The organism is Winogradskyella sp. J14-2 (genome assembly GCF_001971725.1).
Lineage (GTDB): Bacteria > Bacteroidota > Bacteroidia > Flavobacteriales > Flavobacteriaceae > Winogradskyella.
In genome coordinates this window covers 1,550,222-1,572,222 of the sequence record NZ_CP019388.1, presented here as the reverse complement: position 1 = coordinate 1,572,222, position 22,001 = coordinate 1,550,222, and the positions used below count along the sequence as shown (strand labels likewise).

Genomic DNA, 22,001 nt, shown 5'->3' with positions numbered 1-22,001 from the left:
TTCGTTATATTTGAAACAACGATTAATTTCCGCTTAATAATGAAAAAATTAATAGTCTTATCTCTTATCTTAATATCGGTATTTAGCTGTGGTGATGAAGTAGAATTTAACACACCAGCATTTCAAGGTTCCCTAGATGGTACGTCTTGGAGAGCAAAAGCCTTTTCCGCAAGTATAGATGAAAATGATTTTTTAACGCTTTTTGGTTCAAACAATATCGAGACTTTAGAGTTAATAGTGCCTACTGTTGCTGTTGGTGTTTATGTCTTTGGTGATGTTAATACCATTGAAGCAAGATTTACAACTGCAGACGGCACAATATATTCTACAAACAACAGGCCGCATCCAGATGTGTCTATATATCCAGAGTATGGGGAAATACGTATAAATGAGATAGAAAATAATAGGTTTACAGGGACATTTAGATTTACAGCCTTTAACGAATCAGGCCTTCAATCAGTAAATTTCACTGGTTTAACAGGTGAGGTTGGTTTAGATCCTGTAACAGGACAAAATGGGCCAATTTATGGAGGTGTGTTTTACAGAGTGCCCTTAATTTCTGGAACAATTCCGGCAGATCCTATAACGTGTACAGATACAGAAATTGCCACCGAAACAGCTGAGGCTACATATATTGCAGCACAGCAAGTTGGTGATGATGGATTTGTTAGTAGTTCTGAGTTTGAAATTGCTTGTAGCGCCTACAGACAGTCGTTAATGATGCAACGCGATTACTGTGGTGATTTAGATGGCTCAATTCAACAAAGAATTGATGATCTGGGTGATTGTCAAATAAGTTGTGAAATAGCAACAAACAATAGAAACGAAGCTGAAGTGCAGTACAATACTGCAACTATGGGCACATTTGATGCAAATTGCTCGCAATATCAGCAGTTTCTGCAGGAGCAAATAGATTTTTGTGGTGATGACGATGGTGCAATTCAAGCGGTAATCGATGATTTAGATTGTAGCGACGATGATGGAGATGGCGTACCAAACGTGTTTGAAGATTTTAATGGAGATGGTGATATTACTAATGACGACACAGATATGGATGGTATAGCAAATTACTTAGATGACGACGATGATGGTGATAGTGTGCCAACATCTTTAGAGTTGCAATTAGATGGTAATGGTAATCCTACAGATACCGATGGAGATGGTGATGCAGATTATTTAGATACAGACGATGATGGTGATGGTATACTAACCATAAACGAAGACGCCAACATGGATGGAGACCCAACTAATGATGATGTAGATGGAGATGGTGTGCCAGATTATCTACAGGTATAAAAAAGCAAAAAGTAAAATTAAAAGCGCTATTTGAAATTTTCAAATAGCGCTTTTTTTGTTAAAGGCTGTTAAAGACTATTAAATGGTGTTAAATAACTTGACTTCGTGGTGTATGAATGTTATACTATAAGTGCAGATGTGAAACAATACGCATCTATAAAGAACTTATTGAAATTAAAAAATGATTAAAGATATTATGAAGTACGAAAAAATAGTTTCAGACAAGTTAAATGAATTATTAGTAAAAAATTATGACGCCGAAAAAGGTTACATCAACGCTATGCAAGAAGTAGACAACGTTAGTGTTAAAAACTTCTTTAAAAACAGAGCGGAAGAACGCTCCAAATTTGCACGTCAATTGAGAACAGAAATTTTGACTTATGGTGAAATACCAGAAGATTCAGGAAGCTTAAAAGGAATAATGCATAGAAATTGGATGAGTCTAAAAGCCACCTTCTCCTCCAATAATGAAGAGACCATTTTAAATGAAGCCTTAAGAGGCGAAAAAGCCAGTCTAGAAGAATATAATGAGTTGCTAAGCGACAATAATTTTCCATCAAGATTAATAGAGCTATTACGCGAACAAAGAAATGCGATAGAAGCAGCTATCAACTCAGTAAAACTTTATGAAGAAGTCTTATCATAATATCTTAAGTTAGATTAAGACCCTAAAAGCCATGATTTTCATGGCTTTTATTTTAAAAATTACTTGACTAAACAACGCTAGTAGATGCAAAATCAGTAGGCATCAAATTAACTACTGTAAACAAAACACAAAACATAATGAACAATACCAAAGAAATATCAAATAAATTAAACGAACTTATAGAGAAGAATATGAACGCCAAGGATAGTTATGAAAAGGCTATCGAAAAGGTTGACAGCGCTGACATAAAAAACTTTTTTAAGTCTAGAGCAGAAGAGCGCGCAAGATTTGTGAAGGAGCTACGAAGCGAAGTTTGGGAAAATAAAGATATACCAGAAAATTCAGGTAATATTAAAGGAGAACTGCATCAAAACTGGATGTCTCTTAAGTCGCTTTTTTCATCAAACGATGAAGAAGCTATGCTACAAGAAACTGTAAGAATAGAAAAAACAAGTTTAAAAGAATATAATGAAGTTATTTCTGGACATGCAATACCATCGCCTATTATCAACACTCTCAAAAATCAAAAAAGTGCCATTGAGACAGCCATCAGAAGTGCTGAAAATTTTGAAACCATAGTGTCATAAATAAAATAGATTGTTAAGCAAAAAGCCATGCAAAGTGCATGGCTTTTTTTATGTTTAAAACTCTTAACAACTTCCATTAAAGTAAGTCGAAATTCTATGTAATTTTAAGGGCTATTTTTACGACAAATTCATATTCTTTTTCAAGGTCTAAAACAGGTAATTTATGTACTTAATCTTCGATACTGAAACCACAGGTTTACCAAAGCGTTGGGATGCACCAATAACAGATACAGATAACTGGCCAAGGTGTATTCAGATAGCATGGCAGTTGCATGATGCTATGGGTAATTGTATAGATCATCAAGATTATTTGGTTAAGCCAGATGGCTTTAATATTCCATATGATGCTGAGAAAATCCATGGTATTTCTACAGAATTGGCAGAAGAGCAAGGTATTTCTCTTGCCGAAGTTTTAGAAAAATTTAATGCTGTTTTAGAGAAAACTAAATTTGTGGTTGGTCAGAATGTTGGGTTCGATCTCAATATTATGGGAGCCGAATTTGTTAGAGAGGATGTAGCAAACCAATTACAAGAATTACCAGTATTAGATACCTGTACAGAGCATACGGCCGAATTGTGTAAAATTCCTGGCGGTAGAGGAGGAAAGTTTAAACTGCCAACCTTAACAGAGTTACACGAGTTTTTATTCAACCAGCCATTTGCCGAAGCCCATAACGCAACTGCCGATGTTGAAGCCACGACACGTTGTTTTTTAGAATTAGTTAGGCGAAAAGAATATACTAAAGAACAGTTAGATGTTCAACCAGATTATTTTGTAAAATTTTCAGAAGCCAATCCGCAACCAATTCAGCTAATTGGACTAAAACATCTTAATCTTAAACGCGAAAGTGCCAAGATAAATGCAAGGCTTCAAAAGGAGCAGTCTCAAGAAATACCAACACAAACAAACAAAGAAGCTATTGCAAAATTGGCTGATGCAGCGTTTGTGCATTTGCATAACCATTCTCAGTTTTCAATTTTACAATCTACCATCAGTATTGGTGATTTAGTAGCGGCAGCGGCAAAAGAAAATATGCCTGCCGTTGCGCTAACAGATCACGGAAATATGATGGGCGCCTTTCACTTTGTTCAAGCAGTTTCTAACCATAACAAGTCTGTAAAAGCAAAGCATAAAGAGGCTGAAGAAAATGGTGAAGAAAAGAAAGGGAAACTAATAAAACCTATTATCGGTTGTGAGTTTTTTGTTTGCGAAGATCATACCGATAAAACCCGAAAAGATAACGGTTACCAAATTGTTCTTTTAGCAAAGAATAAAAAAGGCTATCACAATTTGGCAAAGCTGTCTTCTGCAGCTTTTACTGATGGGTTTTATTATGTACCAAGAATTGATAAAAAACTCATAGAGCAGTACAAAGAAGACCTCATTTGTCTCACAGGAAACCTCTATGGTGAAGTGCCGAGTAAAGTCCTAAATATTGGTGAAAACCAAGCCGAAGAAGCCTTAATCTGGTGGAAGGACACCTTTGCAGATGATTTGTATATCGAGTTGATGCGTCATAATCAGGAAGATGAAAATCGTGTTAATCAAGTACTTATTCAATTTGCTCATAAGCACGATGTGAAGCTAATTGCTACAAATAATACTTACTACGTAGAACAAGAAAACGCCAATGCACACGATATTTTATTGTGTGTAAAAGATGGTGAAAAACAAGCCACACCAATAGGTCGTGGTCGTGGTTATCGTTACGGATTGCCAAATCAAGAATATTACTTTAAGTCAACTGAAGAGATGAAAGCGCTCTTTAGAGACATTCCTGAGGCTATTGTGAACATTCAAGAAGTGGTTGATAAAATTGAACCGTTTGAATTGGCTCGTGATGTATTACTTCCTGCTTTTGATATACCAGATGAATTCAAACATCAAGAGGATGAAGTAGATAATGGTAAGCGCGGAGAAAATGCCTATTTAAGACACTTAACATACGAAGGTGCTAAAAAGCGCTATGGAGAGATTACACCAGAAATAGCAGAACGTCTCGATTTTGAGTTGAGCGTTATTGAAAATACAGGATATCCTGGTTACTTCCTTATTGTAGAGGATTTCATTCGCGAAGCCCGAAAAATGGATGTGTCCGTTGGTCCTGGTCGTGGTTCGGCAGCAGGTTCGGTAGTAGCATACTGTTTGTGGATTACCAACATAGATCCAATAAAGTACGATTTACTTTTTGAGCGTTTCTTAAATCCAGATCGTGTGAGTATGCCAGATATCGATATCGATTTTGATGATGAAGGTCGTGGTCGCGTTATGCAATACGTTATCGATAAATATGGAGCTAATCAGGTGGCGCAGATCATTACTTATGGTACAATGGCTGCTAAATCTTCAATTAGAGATACGGCACGTGTGTTGGATTTGCCATTAAATGAAGCGGATCATATTGCTAAACTCATTCCGAATATGTCCAAACTCGGAAAGATATTTGGTAAGAGCGAAAAAGAATTAGCAAGCAAGTTTAGAGCTGAAGAATTAGAAAAAGTCAATCAACTATTAAATATCTCAGACGGTTCAGATTTACAGGCAGAAACGGTAAACCAAGCAAGAGTTTTAGAAGGTTCTGTAAGAAATACTGGCATTCATGCTTGTGGTGTTATCATTACACCAGGTGACATTACCAATTATGTACCTGTTTCGGTAGCTAAAGATTCAGATTTATACGTTACGCAGTTTGATAACTCTGTTGTAGAAAGTGCTGGATTACTGAAGATGGATTTCTTGGGATTAAAGACCTTAACTTTAATTAAAGATACGGTTAAGATTGTAAAGGCACGACACGGTATTGAACTCGATCCTGAAAACTTTCCGTTAGATGACGAAGAAACGTATGCGTTGTTCCAAAGAGGTGAAACGGTTGGGATTTTTCAGTATGAATCGCCAGGAATGCAAAAGCATATGAAGCATCTTAAGCCAACAGTTTTTGATGACCTCATTGCAATGAACGCCTTGTATCGTCCTGGACCTATGGAATATATTCCAAGTTTTATTAATAGAAAACATGGTAAAGAAGAGATTATCTACGATTTACCTGAAATGGAAGAATACCTCAAGGAAACTTATGGTATTACGGTTTATCAAGAGCAAGTAATGCTATTGTCCCAGAAACTGGCTGATTTTACCAAGGGTGAAGCCGATGTGTTGCGTAAGGCCATGGGTAAAAAGCAAAAAGCAGTACTAGATAAAATGAAACCTAAATTCATTGAACAGGCAGCTGCTAAAGGTATGGATAAAACGAAGCTTGAAAAAATCTGGAAAGATTGGGAGGCCTTTGCGAGTTACGCTTTCAATAAATCTCATTCTACGTGCTATGCTTGGATTGCATACCAAACGGCATATTTAAAGGCGCATTATCCAGCAGAATATATGGCTGCGGTATTGTCTAATAATATGAACGATATTAAGTCCGTAACCTTCTTTATGGAAGAGTGTAAACGTATGCGTTTACCAGTGCTTGGACCAAGTGTTAACGAGAGTTATTATAAATTCTCGGTAAATCAAGATAATGCAGTTCGTTTTGGTATGGGAGCTATAAAAGGTGTTGGTCATGGAGCTGTAAAAACCATTGTAGAAAATAGAAAGAAAGACGGCAACTATAAGTCTATTTTTGATTTAGCCAAACGTGTAGATCTAAGAGCAGCCAATAAAAAATCATTCGAAGGTTTAGCTTATGCTGGTGGTTTTGATTGTTTTGAAGATACACACCGTGCTCAATATTTTGCTCACGATGGTGATGGTATTACCTTTTTAGAAAAGGCCATGAAGTATGGTGCTAAACACCAAGAAAATGAAAATTCTGCACAAGTGAGTTTATTTGGTGAGGCCAGTGGAGTAGAAATTGCAGAACCACAAGTACCACCTTGTGAAGATTGGGGAACGATGGAAAAACTTTCAAGAGAAAAGGAAGTGGTTGGTATTTATATTTCTGGTCATCCGCTAGATGATTTCAAAATTGAAATGAAGAATTTCTGTAATGGTACCATCTCTGTTTTTAATGATTTAGAAGCAATCGTTAATAGAGAAATTACTTTTGGTGGTGTTGTTACAGACGTGCAACATCGTGTAAGTAAGCAAGGCAAAGGCTGGGCATTATTTACCATCGAAGATTATACAGATAGTTATGAGTTTAGAATTTTTGGGGAGGATTATCTAAAGTTTAGACATTTCTTTGTGGTAAATTCATTTGTTTATGTGCGCGCGTTTGTGCGTGAAGGTTGGACTAATAGAGAAACAGGCCAGAAAGGAGATCCTAGAATTCAGTTTAATAATTTTCAATTATTGCATGATGTAATGGAGACCTATGCTAAGAAGTTATCTATTCAGCTAAATATTCACGATTTAGAAGAAGACACAATAACTCGATTGCAAGATCTGATGCGAATGCATGAAGGCAATAAAAGCTTAAATTTTTTAGTCTACGACAATTCAGAAAAACTAAAACTAACCATGCCAAGTAGAAAGCAAAAAGTTAAGATTTCTCAGGAATTATTAAATGAGTTAAAAGGTCTAGACGTAAAGTATAAGCTGAATTAGTATAAGCCAAAACAATAAATGTATAATCAAAACAAATACAAGCATTGTAAGGTTTGGCAGAATTTTTGACTAATTTTGTGTAACTAAAGTAGAATTAAATTAATATTAGATTTTATGGCATTAGAAATAACAGATGCAACGTTTGAAGAAACAGTATTAAAAAGTGATAAACCAGTAATGGTAGATTTTTGGGCAGCTTGGTGTGGGCCATGTCGTATGGTAGGACCAATCATTGACGAAATCTCTACAGAATACGAAGGTAAAGCTGTTGTAGGTAAAGTAGATGTAGATGCTAACCAAGAGTTTGCAGCTAAGTATGGCGTAAGAAATATCCCTACGGTTTTAGTATTTCAAAATGGAGAAGTTGTAGGTCGCCAAGTAGGTGTAGCACCAAAAAATGCTTACGCTGAAGCAATCGATGCGCTTTTGTAAACATACTTTCAAAAAGAAATGATAAAAGGTTTGTCTTTACGGCAAACCTTTTTTAGTTTCGGTATTATCTTAATCAAAGTATTCTGTCACATCGAGCGCAGTCGAGAGGTCTGCAATAGAGATTTCTCGACTGCGCTCGAAATGATAGATGAATAAAAGATTTTCTATAGGATATTTTGAATTTACAACAAGAATTAAACAAAGCAGGTGGTTTTAAAAACCTTGAACTTTTAGCAAAACAAGTTGTTGAAGGCTTTATTGCTGGGATGCATAAAAGTCCGTTTCATGGCTTTTCGGCAGAGTTTGCTGAACATAAGATTTACAATCAAGGTGAAAGCACCAAGCATATTGATTGGAAGCTTTTTGCTAAAACAGATCGGTTGTACACTAAGCGCTATGATGAAGAAACCAATTTAAGATGTCATCTCATCTTGGATAACAGTACTTCTATGCACTATCCTGAATCTGCTGGTAAAACAATAGATAACCTTAATAAATCTGCTTTTTCTGCGTTGGCATGCGCATCTTTAATGCATATTTTAAAAAAACAGCGTGATGCCGTTGGCTTAAGTATTTACAGTGATGCTTATGATTTTTATGCACCGGAGAAAGGAAGTGAACGCCATCACCAAATGTTATTAAGTAAACTGAGTGAGGCTGTAGTGTCAAAACCAGAATCAAGGAGTACGGAGACATATGCGTATTTGCATCAAATTGCAGAAAAGATTCATAGACGCTCTTTAATTTTTGTGTTTACGGATATGTTTCAAACCTCAGAAGAAGATGAAAAATTATTTGAAGCATTAAGGCATTTAAAGTATAATAAACATGAAGTTGTGCTCTTTCATGTATTTGATAGGGACAAGGAGCTGACCTTTGATTTCGACAATCGACCAAAACGATTTATCGACATTGAGACAGGCGATTTTATCAATTTGTATCCAGATAATATTAAGGGGAATTATGAAAAGGCTGTAAGTGAGTACTTCAAAACCTTAAGGTTAAAATGTGGGCAGTATAGAATAAAGTATGTGGAGGCGGACATAAAAAAAGGCTTTAATCAAATACTTACTAGTTATATGATTGAGCGTCAAAAATTTATTTAGAGTGGTGAATATTTTTTTATTTTTTGTTTGTGGAATTAAAAAGACAATGTATATTTGCCCTCGCAATTACGCAACGGTCTGGTAGTTCAGTTGGTTAGAATATCTGCCTGTCACGCAGGGGGTCGCGGGTTCGAGTCCCGTCCAGACCGCAAAAAGCTTCTGGTAATAGGAAGCTTTTTTAGTATAAAAGACGTTGTGTTGTGCTCAGAGTAATATCTGAGACGTAGTAGAAATCCAATTTAATATGGATATTTACCAATGAAAGGCTTTCCTTTTTTCTTTACAGAAAATCGGGATGCTTTTTTGTTTTTATTATAAAGAAAGGATAATTTAAATCAATTCCTACATATAAACGATGTTTTTATGCTTTTTATCGATGATTTGTTTGTGTGTATGGCAAATACTTATATATTTGTAATCCTTGTAAGCCCTCAAATCATACTTTCAAGAAAATATCCATTAAACATTTACTAAAACGTCCCTCGTTTTATTTTAGTACAATTTAAGGTGAAAACCTTAGAATAGTTAATAGTCCATTGCCTTCCCTCAACGTAGCGATTATCGCTAAAAAATAAAATGTTAACTATTTAACCCTAAATTGATACTTATGAAAACCCTAAAAATTACTTTAGCTTTAGTAGCTGTTGCTTTGTTAACTTTATCTGGTGTAGAATCTGATAAATTTGAAACTGCTGAAAAGAGTAATGTTACCCAGCCAACAAAAATTGATTTATTGGCACATGGTAAAAAAGAAATAAAACTGCCAACTCAAGGATAAATTTTATTTATATACCATAGTTTTTAGCCTACATTCTTATAAGAACTGTAGGCTAAATTTGTTGTGGACTTTTGATAATTTAATTTTAGATACTTGCTAAAAAAATTATAACTTTGAGAGTATAAAACGACACTTTTGGAGGTTAGAATATTTTTTCTCTTAATTTTTTTTGTAATCCCCTCTGTGATTTTTAGTCAAGAGAAGAATAAACTGTTAGACTCTATTTTTCTTCTTAGGGAAAACTCTAAAAACCCATCCTTGTCAAAGGAAGAGCGGATAGACTATGCTGAAAAAGCGGTTCAACTTTCATTAAAGATTAAAAGTGATTCAACGGTCTTAAAAAGCGAAAGAAATCTTTCTTACGTTTACCTACTAACAGGTGAATATGACTTGTTTAGAGATGCTACACTTAAAAATCTGTTATTTGCTAAAAAGCTCAATGATTCCTCTGCTATAGCTACATCTAGCAGTAATCTCGGTTTTTATTACTATCAGATAGATGATAATATATCAGAATCTTATGGTTATTATCTACAGGCACTAAAATATTATGATGCTTTAAATATTTTAAATGAAAAGGCTGCTGTTTTAACAGCATTGGCAACTATTCAAGACGATGAAAAGGATTATCTGGGGAGCGAACAAAATGCAATAGAGGCGCTAAAAATCATTAATAGTTTAGATGCATATAAAACTCAAAATATAGATAAATACTATGCGTACAATCTTCTAGGCCTAGTCTCCTTAAAGCTTGAAAATTATGAGCAATCTATAGATTATCATAATCAGGCATTAGAAGTAACTAAAATTATTGATGATGGTGAGTCTAAGGCCTTACAGAGTTTGAATAATTTAGCTTTTGCTTACCGAGAAAAAGGCGACTTAGATAAATCTCTTGAGATCTTTGTGGAGTTACTTCAAAACGATGAATTAAAAGAAAATGATATAACATTCTATGCCTTAATATTGAGCAATTATGCATTCACCAAGTTTTTAAAGGGAAATTATAATTATAAATCTCTGGAAAATGATTTTCAGAGAGCACTAAAAATAGCTGATAGTATAGACGATTCGTATACAAAGCTAGCAGCCTCAATAGATTTGGCAAAATTTTATAAAGCGAACGACAAGCTTGGTGCAGCTTTAAAATACTCAAAGAAGAGCTACAGGATTTCTAAGGACATACCAATAAATGATTTACTCTTAGAATCGATGCTTTTGTTGTCTGACTTAACAAAAGGGGAGGAGAGTAAGAAATACCTTAATGAGCATATTAAATTAAGCGATAGCCTACTGAAAGTCGAAAGAGCGGTTAGAAATAAATTTGCAAGAATAGAATACGAAACCGATCAGCTCGAAGCCGAAAATGAACAAATATCCAAAGAAAACTTTTACCTCCTTATTTTATCTGCTGGTCTATTGCTTACAGCAGTATTGGTGTATTTGGTTATCTCTCAACGCGCTAAAAATAGAAAACTAAAACTTATCCAAGTGCAACAAAAAGCCAATGAAGATATTTATAATCTAATGCTCAGCCAACAAGATAAAGTCGATGAGGCCAGAACATTAGAAAAAAAACGTATTTCAGAAGAACTACACGATGGTGTTTTAGGACGATTGTTTGGTACACGCTTAAGTCTGGACAGTATAAATTTTAAAGACGGCAAAGAGGCTATGGTGACTAGAGCAAGTTATATCGATCAGTTAAAAACGATAGAAGAAGATATACGTAAGATTTCTCACGAACTAAACACAGATTTTGTTTCTGGCTCTGGGTTTATGGATATAGTTTCAGAACTTATTGAAAATCAAACACAAGCATATGGCTTAACGTATAAGTTTGATTACACGGATGATATCAGTTGGGACTTTGTGTCTAATAAAACAAAGATTAATATCTACAGGATTATACAAGAGTCCATGCAAAATATATATAAACATGCCAACGCAAAAGCCATAAAAATTAGTATTTCTATAGAAAAAAATGTAATTTGCTTAGAAATCATCGATGATGGAGAAGGCTTTGATACATCAAAAAGTAAAAAAGGAATTGGTTTAAAGAACATGACATCTCGTGTTGATGAGATTAACGGTAAAATCACCTTCACTTCTCAGTCTGGTAATGGTACAACTGTTAATGTTAAGATTCCCTATAATAACCAATCTAGGCATGACATGAGTTAGAGCAGAAGTTTATAATAATTTAAATTTTATTCTAACGCATTGCATCTGTCTTATTAAAGACTAAAAAATAACCAGATGAAACATATTAACATCTTAATGGTAGATGACCATCCCATTATTATTGAAGGTTACCAAAATGTGTTAATGGCTACCAAAGAAGACGACCAAACCCTACTTATAGATACAGCGAATAACTGCGACACGGCGCAGTTAATGATAAATAAAGCTGCTAAAGAAACTCCCTACGATGTTTGTTTTTTTGATATTAGTTTGCCACCATCTGAAGACGGTAAATACGCTTCTGGTGAAGACTTGGCATTATTAACTAAGAAAGTATTGCCAAAAGCTAAAATTATTATTCTTACAATGTTCAATGAATCGTTTAGAATTCACAATATCATAAAAGAAATAAATCCAGACGGTTTTCTTATAAAAAGTGATTTAACGTCTATGGAATTAGCTGATGCTTTTCAGCAAATACTCAGATATCCTCCTTATTACAGCAGTACAGTAAATAATTATGTAAAAAAAACATTTAGTAGCGAAATTTATGTAGACGATGTCAATAGAAAAATTTTACATCTATTGGCTCAAGGCATAAAAACTAAAAGTTTGAGTGAATATATTCCATTATCGACCAGCGCAATAGAAAAGCGGAAAAAACAGCTAAAATTATTGTTCTCTATCTCCGACGGAAAGGACGAAACATTGCTTCAAGAAGCAAGAGAGAAGGGGTTTTTATAAAAAAAAGTGAAAAAAATGCGTTTTGCCGTACTCAAAAATTAGCTCAAAACCGTTGTCATTGTTGAAAACTACGGTTTTTCCGTAACAAGTCTGTGGTTTTTCCACAACAAAAAACCAAAATGATATTATATATTTACCATAAGTCAACAAGAATTAATTAATCCCTCATTTAAGTAATTGTTGAGTTAATAGCAAGAAAATTAAACCTAGTTGTTCTAATAACGACTAGGTTTTTTTCTTTTTTTATTAGTACCAACTCGCATTATGCTCCATTAGTTTGGCTATAAAAAGCCCCAAATAAATTATAGCGACAATAAACTTTAAGAAAGTTGAAGCTATAAATCCCAAAAACGAACCAAAGGCTGCCTTTATAGCCTTATTAATATCATTTCTATGAACCATTTCTCCTACTAAAGCACCAATAAAGGGACCTATTATAATTCCCAAAGGAATAGGTGTTATTAATCCAACAACCAAGCCTAAAGTAGTACCAATCATACCTTCGTTACTGCCACCAAAGCGTTTTGTTCCTAGCGCAGGTATAATATAATCTAACACATAAATAAATATGGCGAATAATAGCGTAACAATTAAAAATGTATTACCGAGTTTTACGCCTTCGGTAAAATGTAAAACTAAGAGTCCAAACCAACTCGTAAGTGGACCAGGTATTACAGGAAGAAAGCTTCCCAAAATGCCTAAGATCATTAATAGAGCACCGAGTGCGACCAGAAAAATTTCCATATAATATTGTGTGTTTACGTATATGACGTGAGAATACTATTTTAGTTACATTTTAACTAAAAAATTAGTTTAAACTAAATATTTAGTTATATTTGTTTTAATCTTCAACTAAAAAATTAGTTAAATGAAACACCTATTATCAAACTTTAATCACACAGCAGAATGTTAACTGGGTGTTCCATGTGACCTTTGAAAAAATAAATATTAACACATGAAACAATTAACCAAAGCAGAAGAAGAAATAATGCAAGCCCTTTGGCAGCTAAAAAAGGCTAATGTAAAATCTATAATTAAAGTCTTGCCAGAGCCAAAACCAGCTTATAATACAGTGTCTACAATTGTTAGAATTTTAGAATCTAAATGTTTTGTGGATTATGAAAAGGAAGGTAAAGGGCACACCTACTTCCCAATCGTTGCAAAAGAAGCGTATAGTAATCAGTCTATAAATAAGTTAATAGACAATTATTTTCAAGGCTCTTTTAAGAGTATGGTGTCTTTTTTTGTGAAAAAGAATGATGTAGATATTAATGATATAGAGCGTTTACTGAATGAAATTAATAAAGAGAAGTAATTATGTTGTACAGTATCATTCAAATTGTATTGTTTCAAACACTTTTTTTATTAGTGTACGATCTGTTTTTAAGGCGCGAAACCTTTTTTAATTATAACAGAATCTATCTATTGCTAACATCGGTTTTTTCTATTGTGTTACCATTTGTAAAACTTCAAGAATTAAGAAAAGTTACAACACAAGAAACCGTAATAAGATTACCAGAAGTCTTTATTGATGAAGCTTCAAACATTAGTACAAATCCATATTTAGTAGAACAAGTAAATGAAGTAGCTGTTACAAGCTCACAATTACCAATATGGCAGATAGTGTTATACACAGGTATGGTATTAGCAGCACTAGTGTTTGTAGTAAAACTTGCAAAACTCTATTTTATAAAAAACAATAACCCTAAACGCTGGAAGGGAGATATTCTTATTGTTAATCTTCTTAAAAGTTCAGCTGCATTTTCATTTTTTAACACCGTTTTTTTAGGAGATAACATTCCAAGTTCCGAGAAGGACACTATATATCAACACGAATTGGTTCATGTTAGAGAAAAGCACAGTTTAGATCTGTTATTTTTTGAAGTTCTAAGGATCCTCTTTTGGTTTAGTCCTTTGGTTTATATCTACCAAAATAGAGTTAAAGAATTGCACGAGTTTATTGCAGATGCCAACGCTGTAAAACATCAAGGTAAGTCTAATTATTATCAAAGTTTGTTACATCAAATATTAGACACTAACGCGCTGTCTTTTACCAATACATTTTTCAAAAAATCATTAATCAAAAAACGAATTGTTATGTTACAAAAATCAAAATCTAGCCAAAAGCGTTTGCTTAAATATGCACTTTTATTTCCTGTGATATTTGCAATGTTGGTTTATACATCAACAGAAGTTAAAGCACAGGAAAAACCTGATGTTAAAACAGAAATGCATCAGGAATTAACTGATGAAGAGCTTCTTGAAATTTACTATAATGAGATTCTTAAAATGGAAGAAGAGGGAACTAAGTTCTATGAAATTTCAAAATATGTAGGTTTCGGAGATGGAAAATTAGACAGGTATATAAAACCAAGAGAAGATTATTTAAAGTTTAAGGCATTTCTAAGATATATAGCAGATAAAAGCATAAAAACAAAATCTGAACAAGGAGAATTAACCGATTATGATGAGGAGATGCGCAAAAAAATTTCTGAAGGCCCTCATAAGAGCTATGCGGATTATTTAGAATGGAAAAGAACAGATGAAGCTAAAGAGCGTTGGATGTCAAGCGCTAGAGATAATGCCCTAAGACTATTTGTTGAGGATATGGCTAATAAAACCCAAGAAGAACAAAAACGCTTTGATGATCTAATGAAACAACTAGAAACAGATTCATATTACAAAAAGCTTATTGTTACTGACGGAAAAACCACCTTGGTTATTGATTCTCCTTTACTTATAGAAGAAGATAAAGTCGAAGTGGTAGAAGTTCCATTTAGTGCTGTGGATGAAGCACCATCACACAAAGATTGTGAAAATTTAATGTCAAAAGAAGAAAAAAAGCAATGTTTCTCTGAGTTTGTTAATGCTCATGTTAAAAAGCATTTCAATACAAATGTAGAGAAGAATTCGGAGTTACATAAAAAGCGGATTTTTGCACGTTTTTTAATAGATACAGATGGTAATGTAACCAGAATTCAAGCCAGAGCAGCTAGTAAGGTTTTAGAGGAGGAAACAATACGAGTTCTAAGCTTATTACCTCAATTTATACCAGGTCGTCAAAACGGTGAGGTGGTTGCTGTGCCATTTGCTTTGCCAATAGTTTTACAGATAGCTGATACTAGTATTGAAGGGTTAAACAAAAGCTTAAAAGAAATGATAGCACAAAGAGATCGAATTTTAAAGAACTCAAGTGAAAAAAATCCAGTAGTGATACAACTAAATAAACAGATTGAAGAATTGAAGCAAAAAATCAAAAAGGCTAAACAATCACCTAAGAATTAGGTCTTAATCTCATTGGTAATAGATTCAGAATAAATCCCAAAAATATTGTACATTTCGCTATTAGAAATGTGCTAATGAACCGACTAGCTAGTTTTTTATTAATTTTTCTGCTAACCGCTTGCGACTACTTTGAGAAGCAAAAAGTAAATTCAGAAGATTTGCTCGAAGAAGAATTACAAACCTTCAATTGGAACGATGTAGACACGTATCCAACTTTCGATAGTTGTGAGGCTATGACAACTAAAGAGGATAGTAGGGTTTGTTTTCAGAATACTTTATTACAGAACGTTAATGAGTATTTAGGAAGTCAGAACATCATAGTTGCAGAAGATGTTTATGATACCATTCGATTAAAATTAATCATTGACAACAAAGGACTTTTACAAATTGAAGATATTACCTTAAAACCAGAAACCGAATATCAAATTCCTCATATAGATAGTTTATTGCATCAAAGTTTAAAAGGTGTACCGAAAATATTTCCTGCTATAAAGAGAGGGCAACAGGTTACAACAGCTTTTGAATTGCCTGTTATAGTTAGGATAGATTAGTTTGTTAGTAGTTAGTAGTTAGTAGTTAGTAGTTAGTAGTTAGTGGTTGGCAGTTGTAAATCAATTAGATGAAAACAGAAAAAACTTTGCGTCTTTGCGCCTTAGCGAGGAAAACTAAAACCGTATAGCCAATTTCTGCATCAATCGTAATACTTCTACATACAGCCAAATAAGCGTTGCTAAAAGTCCCCAAGTTGCTAGCCATTCTTTGTGTTTTGGCGCTTTGTTTTTGTAGCGTTCTATGTAATCAAAATCTAAAAGTAGTGCAAAAGATGCTGCTATAGCCGCCAGAATATTAAAAATAATCGCAAACCAAGATGTTCCCCAAATGTAAGTTTTTATACCAAAAAAACTTAAAATAAAAGAGAGGAGGTATACAACCATAATGCTCACAGTGGCTGTTATGATAACGCTTCGGATTTTTTTGGTGATTACAATAATCCTAAATTGATAAAGCAAAAGCATTATAAAAAACGTAATGATGGTTACACCAATGGCCTGGTATGGTAAATCAGGAAAATTTCGGTGTGCATAAGAGGAAAAGCCACCTAAAAAAAGGCCTTTGGCAATAACGTAAAGCGGCACTAATATATGTGCCCAGTTTTGTCGTACAGAAATTAAAATACTCAAAACAATAGCGCCTAGCATGCCACCTAAAGTAAACCATCGCATTGGCGTCCCAGTTTCATTAAGTTTCCATAAATAAGCTGTAATGGCTGCAATAACCAAAATACCCATTATAGATTTAAAGAAAATACCAGCAACAGACATGGTTTTTGCAGACGATTTGCCATCATCCCAAAAATAGTCGTTAAAAATAGGATTAGAGGTTTTAAAATTCTTCAAACGCATTGCTATAAGTTAAATTTGTAACCAATGGCAATATCTGTAGAAAAATTACCTTGATTATCTAAAAATGCCGCAAATAATTCGCCATAAATAATAGTAATGTAGCTATTGTTACCTACTTTAATATCAGAGCCAACACCAAAAATAAATGGAATATCAAATGAAGTTTCGTAAGAGTTTACTTCCATATCACTTTCATCTAAGAATGTAAAATCCGAAAAATTGACTGTCGCTAATTTTACTTGTCCGTAAATAGAAAACGTTTCTTTGTTTATAAATCTGTAACGATATCCTAACGAAAATTCTGTAGTACTGTAAGGAAAATCATCACTTTCAAAAGCGTGTCTAGCTTGTAAAAATCCGGAATGTCTTGGTAAGCTATTTGCTTCAAAGATTTCTAGTTCTGCACCAAGCATTGGTGTTTTAGTGTTGTCAGGATTGCCCACAAATGGATTATTGGTAATGCCGCCAGAAAAACCTAATCTCAGTTGTACCTTACGTGCAGTACTAGTTGAGGTGTAGTTAGAATCTACCGAAGCATTATAATTGTCTAAATAACTTTTAATGCTGTAAAGTGTTAACTTTAGCTTGTCTGTAGGCATACCATTGGTAAGGCTGCTAAGTGTAGATTTATATTCTTCTTGATAATCATTATTATCATCTTTGGTATTCTTCAATTCAATAATACTACCATCTTCGGTTTTAATAAAATAACGGAATTTGCCCTCAATAACATTCCAAAGTAAATCGAGCTTGCCCTCAATTTCGGTTTTAAGTTCTAAAGATTCTCCATTAACAGTATAGGTTTGTTGGCTATAATTTATTTGAAAAGCTAAACAGAACAGTATGAGGATAATAATTTTTTTCATTTGTTAGGTTTTTTAGTGATTTGTGGTGGACCAACTACTGATTATGAGTGTTGGTGTTAGTAAAGCTATTAAAAATATCTTAAGTAAAGGTCACTTTTTAAAAGTTCTACCTTTCCATTTGTATGGCTTAAAAAGCGATAGTAAAACAATGTATATGCTAAAGAAAGGATAAATTAGGCAAGACCAAACATATGAAAACAAGACGCTTTCTTGTTTAAAAAAACGTGAGGTTTTAAATAATAAGAGAAAATCAATACTGAATTTTATAATCAATAAGGCTATTGCAATTCTAGTTGGTATGAATCTAAAAAACAAAAGCGGAAGTACAGAGATACAAGCAAGATTTCCTAAAAAAATAATGAGTCCAACTAACTTTGAAAACCAATTAGGGTTATGACTGGTTTTAGAAGCCCAGCGTAACCGTTGTTGAATTAAAGTACTGAGGTTTGAAACAGGTTTTGTGGTAACAATAGCCTTGTCAGATTTTAAGTAAAAAACTTTTTTAGGATGAAGTTTTTTGATTTTTTCAAGTAGAAAAATATCGTCACCACTCGCTATATCATCGTTTCTATAAAAACCATTAACCAACTGAAAAGTAGATTTTTTATACGCAAAATTAGCACCATTGCAAAGGAACGGAAGTTTAAGTCCAAAGCCACCAATAGTAGCGCCTTGTAAACTTAAAACATCAAGGATTTGAAAACGCTTTAAAAAGGAACCACCATCATTATATGTCACCGGAGCAACAATACAATTAGGCTGGTAAGTTTGAATACATTCATCAAAAGTGTCTAGCCAATATTTTGGTAAGACGCAATCTGCATCTGTGGTAATAATCCAATCGTATTTTGCAATAGCAATGGCAGAACTAATTGCATCTTTTTTTGGTGAATTAGTAACACGTATATTCTGAATAATTCTAATGTCACCTTGAGCGCAGTCGAAAGGTCTTTTGTGAAGAAAATTATTAATCACTTCCACAGAACCATCGTTAGAATCATCATCAACCAAAATAATTTCAAACATTGACTTTGGATAATTCAATCTATGTATTGAGTTCAGTAGTTCACGTAAATTTTCAGCCTCATCTTTAAAAGGAATTACAACAGAAAATTTCGTTTTTGGTTCTAAATCCTGAAGCTCAAAATCTTCAACCTTGTCAAAACCATAGATAAAGCCAACTATAAAAATTAAATAGACAATTACAATTGTTATGAGTATTGTAGAAATCATGCTTTGGTTTTAGGGAGTTTAAAATTTAAAACAAAATAGCTGCCAAGCACACTTGGGATGGCAAAATTTAGTATCCACATAATTAAAACAATGCATAAAATGGTTAGCTCATCTACACCAATATGAGTAAATAAAAAAACAGCCACACTTCCTTTTATTACAACATCGAATATAGAAATTGTTGGTATTATAGACGCTAATAAATACGTGCTTGTAATGACAACCATATTGTCATAATAGCTAAGGTTAACTTCAAAAATTGTTAACAGATAATAAAATTGAAATGAAAAAATAATGTATCGTAATAGTGATAAGATAATATTACTTACATGCACTTTTAATGTAATGTTTTTAATATAATCTATAATTTGATTAAAAGAATACCCTCTAATATTAAAGCATTTATGCTTTATTCCGAAAATAGCAAAAACAGAAATCAATAAAATTAAAGCACCAAATCTTGTGACTTTATAATAATCAAATTCTAGTTGATAGCGATTAATAAAAATTACTAGTCCTGTAACACCAAAAATGGTTGTTATGGTCATTTGCCCAATATTACCCAAGAGATTAAGTAGTAAAACACGTTTTCTATAGGTTTTGGTAAAGTAGGCAGCTTTTGCACCATAATCGCCAATTCTGTTTGGTGTAATTAGCGATGCTGTTAAACCACCAAGACTTTGCTCTAGAGCTTCTTTAAAAGAAATTGTTTTAATGGTTTTAACTAAAGTTTTCCATTTCAAAATTTCAAAAAACCAATTAAAACCACTTAAAATGACTAAAAAAACGATGTTTTTTGCAGAAAATATGTTGTTTTCTTTTAAAAAAGCTATAAAATCACTAGGCTGAAGTTGCCCATTTTCGGTGAGTTTACAATAAATAAAATAAAATGCACCTACAACGATGCTTAACTTAATCAGCACAAAGAAGAATTGCTTAGTTTTGTAAGATAAGTTGCTAAACATGCTGCAAATTAAATCAAAAACTCATACATGAAGCTAAATTTAAAACAATACCTTTTTTTAGTTGGTATTTTATGTCTTTCTATGCAGGTAAACGCACAATTTACCAAAGCAACGAGTAAGTGGAAAGCACTTTTTGCCGTAGGTTTTAATTACCCTACAAGAGATGGTTTTGTAGATGGCACATATGCGCAGTCCGTTAATTTTCCTACGGTAAATATTGGTGTGCAACACATGTTTAAGCGCACTTATGGTGTAAAGTTAGATTATGGCTTTAATCGTTTTAGAAATGATGATGCATCACCAGAATTTAAGATTAATTACTCGCGTGTAAATGCACAATTTGTATTTGACCCTACAGAACATTTAGGTTTTTTTCCACCACGTTTTAGAACCATTCTACACGCAGGACCAGGATTTAGTTTTGCAAAACCACTTGGAAATTTAGGTGATAATAAGCAATCTTTTTTAAACCTTTTAGGCGGTTTAGAATTGCACTATGCCATTAACGAAAAAGTGTCTGTCTACACAGATGTGGCATATATTTATGGTGTAACCTCTTTAGATGACTATGATCCTGCATTAAGTGGTTTAGGAGCATTCAATGGTAGTGTTTTTAATGTTACTTTCGGTATTGCGGTGTCATTAAGTGGTTGCCAGTACTGCGATTAAATAAGGGGTTTCTCAATTATTAAAGTAACAGTAATTGTACCTTTAATGTTTAAATTGCCGATTAATTAAAACACTAGTACTATGCCTTTAATAGCCATTATTAAATTACAAATTAAGAATGCTCTGCTTACTTTTATTGTACTAACATTTACATTAGGTTTAAGCTACGGTCAAGACAAGAAAACAAAAAAAGAATCCGATAGTGTTGAAATTACCGAAAAAGTAGAAATTCTAGAAATCGACGAATCAGAATTTATACCATTTTCTGTTGTAGACAAAGTGCCTTATCCCCTAGACTGTGAGTCTTATAAGACAAAAGCAAAACTAAAAAAGTGTACCGTAGAATATATACAGAACCATAGCAAAAAAAATTTCAATACGGGTTTAGGTGCAGCGCTAGGTTTAACACCAAGCGTGCAACGTATTTTAGTTAGATTTAAGTTTGATACTTCAGGTAATATAGTAGATTTGGAAGCTCGCGGTGCGCACCCAGAAATCGAAAAGGAAGCAGAGCGAGTCGTTAAGCTTTTGCCTAGGTTTATACCAGGAGAGCACCAAGGTGAAGTTGTAAAAGTAGCCTATGTTTTACCTATAGTATATGCTATACCAGAAAAGACTACTAAAGCTGATAAACAATAGTTATCTTAGCCATATATTTAAAGGCTTTGAGTATCTAAATGAGTAAAGAAAAGATAATATTAGGAATAGATCCAGGAACAACTATTATGGGCTTTGGACTTATTAAAGTGGTTGGGAAACAGATGCAGTTTATGCAACTTAATGAGTTACAGCTCAAAAAGTACGATGATCATTATTTAAAACTTAAGCTCATATTTGAGCGTACTGTAGAACTCATCGACACCTATCATCCTGATGAAATAGCCATTGAAGCACCTTTCTTTGGTAAAAACGTTCAAAGTATGCTAAAACTTGGTCGTGCTCAAGGTGTTGCCATGGCAGCAGGATTATCTCGTGAAGTACCTATTACCGAATATTCGCCTAAGAAAATTAAAATGGCAATTACAGGTAATGGTAACGCCAGTAAAGAACAGGTGGCAAAGATGTTGCAAAGCACCCTAAATCTAAAAGAACTACCAAAAAACTTAGATTCTACAGACGGTTTGGCAGCGGCTGTTTGTCATTTTTACAACCAAGGTCGCGTAGCCATTGGTAAAAGTTATACAGGCTGGGCAGCTTTTGTAAAACAGAATGAGGATAGGGTTAAAAAGCCCCTTAATCCTCAAAGGGGAAAATAAAT

20 protein-coding genes and 1 tRNA gene are annotated in these 22,001 nt (G+C 33.7%); 16 read left to right on the top strand and 5 right to left on the bottom strand.

The genetic code is table 11. The features are described 5' to 3' along the window. Window positions 1-39 precede the first annotated feature (39 nt). From BWZ20_RS07240 to BWZ20_RS07200, 10 genes are all read left to right on the top strand, one after another. Entirely contained in the window at window positions 40-1,296 is a 1,257-nt protein-coding gene (locus BWZ20_RS07240) for a DUF6252 family protein (RefSeq protein ID WP_076618297.1), read from the top strand. A 181-nt stretch (window positions 1,297-1,477) separates the two neighbouring features. Then, window positions 1,478-1,942 carry a ferritin-like domain-containing protein gene (locus BWZ20_RS07235; protein ID WP_232217152.1) on the top strand — a complete coding sequence of 155 codons (465 nt, stop codon included), beginning with the start codon at window positions 1,478-1,480 and terminating at the stop codon, window positions 1,940-1,942. Between the two features lie 137 nt (window positions 1,943-2,079). Beyond that, the gene (locus BWZ20_RS07230; RefSeq protein ID WP_076618294.1) at window positions 2,080-2,529 is read left to right on the top strand and encodes a ferritin-like domain-containing protein; all 450 of its coding nucleotides are present in this window, start codon (window positions 2,080-2,082) and stop codon (window positions 2,527-2,529) included. Between the two features lie 163 nt (window positions 2,530-2,692). Then, window positions 2,693-7,078 (top strand): DNA polymerase III subunit alpha, encoded by a 4,386-nt coding sequence (gene dnaE / locus BWZ20_RS07225; RefSeq protein ID WP_076618291.1) that lies wholly within the window; start codon window positions 2,693-2,695, stop codon window positions 7,076-7,078. A 114-nt stretch (window positions 7,079-7,192) separates the two neighbouring features. Further along, a complete protein-coding gene (trxA, locus tag BWZ20_RS07220) occupies window positions 7,193-7,510 on the top strand; it encodes a thioredoxin (protein ID WP_076618289.1) in 318 nt (105 codons plus the stop codon). Window positions 7,511-7,686: 176 nt separating this feature from the next. Then, complete coding sequence (locus BWZ20_RS07215) at window positions 7,687-8,616, top strand: DUF58 domain-containing protein (RefSeq protein WP_076618286.1); 930 nt, start codon at window positions 7,687-7,689, stop codon at window positions 8,614-8,616. Window positions 8,617-8,691: 75 nt separating this feature from the next. Beyond that, window positions 8,692-8,765, top strand: a tRNA-Asp gene (locus tag BWZ20_RS07210). 458 nt (window positions 8,766-9,223) lie between these two features. Continuing rightward, window positions 9,224-9,394, top strand: a complete 171-nt coding sequence (locus BWZ20_RS15275; protein WP_157358344.1) for a hypothetical protein — start codon at window positions 9,224-9,226, stop codon at window positions 9,392-9,394. Between the two features lie 183 nt (window positions 9,395-9,577). Then, window positions 9,578-11,578, top strand: coding sequence for a tetratricopeptide repeat protein (locus tag BWZ20_RS07205; RefSeq protein WP_198034977.1), 2,001 nt, complete (start codon window positions 9,578-9,580; stop codon window positions 11,576-11,578). Between the two features lie 75 nt (window positions 11,579-11,653). Further along, complete coding sequence (locus BWZ20_RS07200) at window positions 11,654-12,322, top strand: response regulator (protein ID WP_076618283.1); 669 nt, start codon at window positions 11,654-11,656, stop codon at window positions 12,320-12,322. Between the two features lie 246 nt (window positions 12,323-12,568). Here BWZ20_RS07200 and BWZ20_RS07195 read toward each other — a convergent pair whose 3' ends face one another. Beyond that, complete coding sequence (locus tag BWZ20_RS07195; protein WP_076618281.1) at window positions 12,569-13,066, bottom strand: DUF456 domain-containing protein; 498 nt, start codon at window positions 13,064-13,066, stop codon at window positions 12,569-12,571. 211 nt (window positions 13,067-13,277) lie between these two features. Here BWZ20_RS07195 and BWZ20_RS07190 point away from each other — a divergent pair, with 211 nt between their 5' ends. The 3 genes from BWZ20_RS07190 (at window position 13,278) to BWZ20_RS07180 (ending at window position 16,158) form a co-directional block, all read left to right on the top strand. Continuing rightward, complete coding sequence (locus BWZ20_RS07190) at window positions 13,278-13,637, top strand: BlaI/MecI/CopY family transcriptional regulator (RefSeq protein ID WP_076618278.1); 360 nt, start codon at window positions 13,278-13,280, stop codon at window positions 13,635-13,637. A 2-nt stretch (window positions 13,638-13,639) separates the two neighbouring features. Beyond that, the gene (locus BWZ20_RS07185) at window positions 13,640-15,607 is read left to right on the top strand and encodes a M56 family metallopeptidase (protein ID WP_076618275.1); all 1,968 of its coding nucleotides are present in this window, start codon (window positions 13,640-13,642) and stop codon (window positions 15,605-15,607) included. Between the two features lie 74 nt (window positions 15,608-15,681). Further along, window positions 15,682-16,158: a hypothetical protein gene (locus BWZ20_RS07180; RefSeq protein ID WP_076618273.1), complete on the top strand. Its 477-nt coding sequence runs from the start codon at window positions 15,682-15,684 to the stop codon at window positions 16,156-16,158. A gap of 114 nt (window positions 16,159-16,272) precedes the next feature. Here BWZ20_RS07180 and BWZ20_RS07175 read toward each other — a convergent pair whose 3' ends face one another. The 4 genes from BWZ20_RS07175 to BWZ20_RS07160 all read right to left on the bottom strand — a co-directional run bounded on the left by BWZ20_RS07175 (window position 16,273) and on the right by BWZ20_RS07160 (window position 20,074). Then, entirely contained in the window at window positions 16,273-17,010 is a 738-nt protein-coding gene (locus BWZ20_RS07175) for a Bax inhibitor-1/YccA family protein (RefSeq protein WP_076618271.1), read from the bottom strand. A 2-nt stretch (window positions 17,011-17,012) separates the two neighbouring features. After that, window positions 17,013-17,876, bottom strand: a complete 864-nt coding sequence (locus tag BWZ20_RS07170) for a hypothetical protein (protein WP_076618268.1) — start codon at window positions 17,874-17,876, stop codon at window positions 17,013-17,015. A gap of 90 nt (window positions 17,877-17,966) precedes the next feature. Continuing rightward, entirely contained in the window at window positions 17,967-19,109 is a 1,143-nt protein-coding gene (locus BWZ20_RS07165) for a glycosyltransferase (RefSeq protein ID WP_076618265.1), read from the bottom strand. Further along, complete coding sequence (locus BWZ20_RS07160) at window positions 19,106-20,074, bottom strand: lysylphosphatidylglycerol synthase domain-containing protein (protein ID WP_076618263.1); 969 nt, start codon at window positions 20,072-20,074, stop codon at window positions 19,106-19,108. The genes BWZ20_RS07165 and BWZ20_RS07160 overlap by 4 nt, the downstream gene beginning before the upstream one ends. A gap of 27 nt (window positions 20,075-20,101) precedes the next feature. On the opposite strand from BWZ20_RS07160, the gene BWZ20_RS07155 reads away from it, so the two are divergent. The 3 genes from BWZ20_RS07155 (at window position 20,102) to ruvC (ending at window position 21,999) form a co-directional block, all read left to right on the top strand. Then, complete coding sequence (locus tag BWZ20_RS07155) at window positions 20,102-20,743, top strand: cell envelope biogenesis protein OmpA (RefSeq protein ID WP_076618260.1); 642 nt, start codon at window positions 20,102-20,104, stop codon at window positions 20,741-20,743. An 81-nt stretch (window positions 20,744-20,824) separates the two neighbouring features. Next, window positions 20,825-21,382, top strand: a complete 558-nt coding sequence (locus BWZ20_RS07150; RefSeq protein ID WP_076618258.1) for an energy transducer TonB — start codon at window positions 20,825-20,827, stop codon at window positions 21,380-21,382. A 38-nt stretch (window positions 21,383-21,420) separates the two neighbouring features. Continuing rightward, entirely contained in the window at window positions 21,421-21,999 is a 579-nt protein-coding gene (gene ruvC, locus BWZ20_RS07145; protein WP_076618255.1) for a crossover junction endodeoxyribonuclease RuvC, read from the top strand. Window positions 22,000-22,001: the final 2 nt, after the last annotated feature.

Excerpts from the sequence above, each read along its gene's own strand:
- BWZ20_RS07175 (WP_076618271.1), bottom strand. The coding sequence starts at position 17,010 with ATGCGTTTGAAGAATTTTAAAACCTCTAATCCTATTTTTAACGACTAT.
- BWZ20_RS07170 (WP_076618268.1), bottom strand. The coding sequence starts at position 17,876 with ATGAAAAAAATTATTATCCTCATACTGTTCTGTTTAGCTTTTCAAATA.
- BWZ20_RS15275 (WP_157358344.1), top strand. The coding sequence starts at position 9,224 with ATGAAAACCCTAAAAATTACTTTAGCTTTAGTAGCTGTTGCTTTGTTA.
- BWZ20_RS07190 (WP_076618278.1), top strand. The coding sequence starts at position 13,278 with ATGAAACAATTAACCAAAGCAGAAGAAGAAATAATGCAAGCCCTTTGG.
- BWZ20_RS07240 (WP_076618297.1), top strand. The coding sequence starts at position 40 with ATGAAAAAATTAATAGTCTTATCTCTTATCTTAATATCGGTATTTAGC.
- BWZ20_RS07200 (WP_076618283.1), top strand. The coding sequence starts at position 11,654 with ATGAAACATATTAACATCTTAATGGTAGATGACCATCCCATTATTATT.
- BWZ20_RS07155 (WP_076618260.1), top strand. The coding sequence starts at position 20,102 with ATGAAGCTAAATTTAAAACAATACCTTTTTTTAGTTGGTATTTTATGT.
- BWZ20_RS07165 (WP_076618265.1), bottom strand. The coding sequence starts at position 19,109 with ATGATTTCTACAATACTCATAACAATTGTAATTGTCTATTTAATTTTT.
- trxA (WP_076618289.1), top strand. The coding sequence starts at position 7,193 with ATGGCATTAGAAATAACAGATGCAACGTTTGAAGAAACAGTATTAAAA.
- dnaE (WP_076618291.1), top strand. The coding sequence starts at position 2,693 with ATGTACTTAATCTTCGATACTGAAACCACAGGTTTACCAAAGCGTTGG.
- BWZ20_RS07235 (WP_232217152.1), top strand. The coding sequence starts at position 1,478 with ATGATTAAAGATATTATGAAGTACGAAAAAATAGTTTCAGACAAGTTA.
- BWZ20_RS07195 (WP_076618281.1), bottom strand. The coding sequence starts at position 13,066 with ATGGAAATTTTTCTGGTCGCACTCGGTGCTCTATTAATGATCTTAGGC.
- BWZ20_RS07185 (WP_076618275.1), top strand. The coding sequence starts at position 13,640 with ATGTTGTACAGTATCATTCAAATTGTATTGTTTCAAACACTTTTTTTA.
- BWZ20_RS07160 (WP_076618263.1), bottom strand. The coding sequence starts at position 20,074 with ATGTTTAGCAACTTATCTTACAAAACTAAGCAATTCTTCTTTGTGCTG.
- BWZ20_RS07150 (WP_076618258.1), top strand. The coding sequence starts at position 20,825 with ATGCCTTTAATAGCCATTATTAAATTACAAATTAAGAATGCTCTGCTT.
- BWZ20_RS07180 (WP_076618273.1), top strand. The coding sequence starts at position 15,682 with ATGAACCGACTAGCTAGTTTTTTATTAATTTTTCTGCTAACCGCTTGC.
- BWZ20_RS07230 (WP_076618294.1), top strand. The coding sequence starts at position 2,080 with ATGAACAATACCAAAGAAATATCAAATAAATTAAACGAACTTATAGAG.
- ruvC (WP_076618255.1), top strand. The coding sequence starts at position 21,421 with ATGAGTAAAGAAAAGATAATATTAGGAATAGATCCAGGAACAACTATT.